At 45.0% G+C, this 3,054-nt stretch carries 4 protein-coding genes; 2 read left to right on the plus strand and 2 right to left on the minus strand.

Going from position 1 to position 3,054, the window contains the following annotated elements; all coding sequences use genetic code 11:
- Nucleotides 1-601: glycosyltransferase family 2 protein (locus MHN01_RS22705; protein WP_239413612.1), on the minus strand; the 601-nt coding region annotated here is incomplete at its 3' end.
- Between the two features lie 135 nt (nt 602-736).
- Here MHN01_RS22705 and MHN01_RS22710 point away from each other — a divergent pair.
- Together MHN01_RS22710 and MHN01_RS22715 are read left to right on the plus strand one after the other, a co-directional pair.
- Nucleotides 737-1,417 (plus strand): response regulator transcription factor, encoded by a 681-nt coding sequence (locus tag MHN01_RS22710; protein WP_239413613.1) that lies wholly within the window; start codon nt 737-739, stop codon nt 1,415-1,417.
- Nucleotides 1,414-2,709 carry a HAMP domain-containing sensor histidine kinase gene (locus MHN01_RS22715; RefSeq protein ID WP_239413614.1) on the plus strand — a complete coding sequence of 432 codons (1,296 nt, stop codon included), beginning with the start codon at nt 1,414-1,416 and terminating at the stop codon, nt 2,707-2,709. Before MHN01_RS22710 ends, MHN01_RS22715 begins: the two co-directional genes overlap by 4 nt.
- Here MHN01_RS22715 and MHN01_RS22720 read toward each other — a convergent pair.
- Nucleotides 2,666-3,054 (minus strand): GtrA family protein (locus tag MHN01_RS22720; protein ID WP_239413615.1); only part of this gene is annotated, 389 nt, incomplete at its 5' end. The two genes, MHN01_RS22715 and MHN01_RS22720, sit on opposite strands and share 44 nt — an antisense overlap.

The following is a 3,054-nucleotide window of genomic DNA, read 5'->3' on the forward strand; positions in this document are numbered from 1 at the left end:
ATAACCCTTTCATAAAACGGGTTCTCTCTGGCAGCTTATTGATTTCATCGACAACTCGGCGGTCGATTAACCTAAAGTCACCCACATTTTCAGGTATAGGCATTTCTGTTAGCTGATTAATCAGTTTGTAAAACATTGACGCGGTAAAGCGCTTAAGCCAGCTCTCGCCATAACGTTGACTTCTCTTCATATCGACAACATCAAATCCTCGTTGCCACTGTTCAACCATTTCGGGAATCAACTCGGGGGGATCTTGTAGATCAGCATCGATCAAAATAACCGCCTTCCCTGATGCTGATTGCAAGCCTGCCGTCATGGCAGCTTCTTTGCCGAAATTACGGCTGAGCCTAACCGTTCTCACCCAATGGTTAGAGCTAGTCATCTGACAGGTCATCTCCCAGCTTCTATCCGAGCTACCATCATCGACGTAGATGATTTCACATTTTTTTCCTAAGTGGTCCAATGCATTACAGAGGCGCTCATGGCAATCTTCAATAACTGCTTCTTCGTTATACATAGGTACGATCACCGAAACAAAGAGCTCCCCATCTCGGTTATGGCGCTGCTCTCGGTGCTGAGAAAGCAAAGTAATAGATGACATAATTAACCTCAGTGCGTGACCTGTCTTTTAATTTCTATTTTATCGTTTACTATGTCGTAAAAAGGTCATCGACATTTTTTTCACGTTTATCTGTGTCATCATATGGCTGCTGTTTCTTACCTACGGACAACCTTCATGAAGTTACTATTAGTCGAAGATCATCAAGATATTGCCGGGATCATTTTTGATTTTTTTGAAATCAAAGGATACACACTGGATTACGCCAGCAATGGGCAACAGGGATATGATCTGGGACGCGAAAATCACTACGATCTGATTATTCTTGATGTCATGCTTCCTCGCATGGATGGCTATACGGTATGCAAAAAGTTGAGAGAGCATGGAGTCGATACCCCAATCCTTATGCTCACAGCACGAGATACCCGGGAAGATACCCTGGAAGGTTTTTCTCAGGGAGCTGATGACTACTTGGTGAAACCGTTTGATCTTGAAATCCTTGAAGCCCGTATCAAGGCATTGACTCGCCGCCGAACCGGTGAAACAGCAACCACAACCCTGACTTTCGGCCAGCTTGAATTAGATCTTGGCAGTCATACAGTTCACCGGAGCAACTGCAGCTTTTCTCTTAACCCAACACTGTTCACCATTCTGAAGCTGCTCATGGTTAGGGCTCCGAAGCTGGTTACCAAGGAAGAAATCATTTCGACCTTATGGGGAGATGACGAGCCTGAAGGAAATGTATTAAGAAGTCATATCTATCAACTCAGAAACCAGATAGACAAGCCTTTTAAACATAGCTACATCAAAACAGTGCCAAAAGTTGGCTACCAGCTGATTCCAGAGGAAAACCAGTGATTGCAAATAAACAGGTAAAAAGTGCAAAGCAACTGACCTTCACCTATTTTTCGATTGTTGCCTTTGCAATCATCAGCATCCATTTCGTCTTGCTTGAGACAACTCTTGAAGACTTCGAGCTAATTAATGCCAATAACAGGTTGCAGCATGCAAAAGAAGTGGCCAAAGAAGTACTCAGCGAGAACGATGCCCAAACAATTTCGATCCCTCCCTTCAGCCATGCCTATATTGGGAGAGAGCTCCTGCCATCGCACCTCATAATCCCAGATTCGCTGCCAGATAATGAAGCCGTTGAACTCAAAAGAAAAAGCTCGGAAGACACTGAATACTTTATTATGCGTAGTGAACTAGTGATTAAGGGAGAACTAAAACCACTCTATCTACTATATTACGATGACATCTACGAATTAAGTGAAAGCCAAATATTCTGGAATCAAGCTAAACAGCTATGTATCACCTTACTCTTAATCTTGATTAGCCTGTTTGTCATTTTACGTATTTCCCGAAGACTAACGGCCCCTTTATCACAACTGACCAATGATCTCGAGGCGCGCTCGGCAACTGACCTATCTCCGATTCAACCGCCAAAAGGCGTCGTTTCGAAGGAACTACTACAGCTTGTCGCAAGCTTCAACCTCTATTCTGAAAGAATTCATCAGTTACTTGAAAGGGAGCGCTCGTTTAATCGTTATGCCAGCCATGAGCTGCGCACTCCTTTGATGGTTATGAAAGGCTCGATTTCTTTGCTTGGGCAGTCGAACGATCCCGCATTTATAGAAAAGCAACGGGTTCGTTTGCTTCATGCCAGTAATGAGATGAACGATTTTGTCACCACCTTGCTCTCGCTGACTCGCGAAGAGAACCTGACCAATCTCAGTCCAAGAAGCTTGAGCAATGACGAGCTGACCAATATTGTTACCGAGCACGATCATCTGCTAGCCAATAAGCCTGTCGAATGGCAAATCAAAATGAACGGTGAGACGATTGTCAAAGCACCTGAAACCACAATTAAAATACTCATCGGCAACCTCATCAAAAATGCCTTTGCCTGCACTGAAGAAGGGACCGTCACGTTAGAGACCTCCCCTGATAGCATCAAGGTGATTGACAGCGGGATCGGGCTAGGGAGTAAACCTCGTGGCGTCGAAGGCTTTGGCCTTGGTTTGCTTATTGCCGGTGACATTTGCCGTAAATACGGCTGGCAGCTAAACCATTACAACAACGACTCGCAAGGTTGTATTGCAGAAATCATGCTAACGCCGGGCGATACACCCAACGAGAAGCAAGGCTAAAATTGACAACCATTCCTAATAAAATACCGGGGATCATCGCAACCAGTGGCCAGAAATAAAGCCCGCTTTCACCCACCAGTTGCGTGATCCATGCATCATCTACCCACCTTATCAGCGCCCAGTAGCATCCCCAGTTTGGAATAAACCCGACACATGCCGTTAAGAGGAACCTAAACCATTGCCTGAGTGGTGCACTTTTATTAGCCTCTTTAAAAGTAAACTGACGATTACACCACCAGGTAAACGATGCTGCGACCCAAAATGCTCCCGCCCTTGCCGGTATTACCTGCAGCACTACAGACAATAATGTCATTGCCGAAACATCTACAATGAAGCCAAGCCCAC

The sequence above is a fragment of the Photobacterium sp. OFAV2-7 genome, assembly GCF_022347985.1.
Taxonomy (GTDB): Bacteria; Pseudomonadota; Gammaproteobacteria; order Enterobacterales; family Vibrionaceae; genus Photobacterium.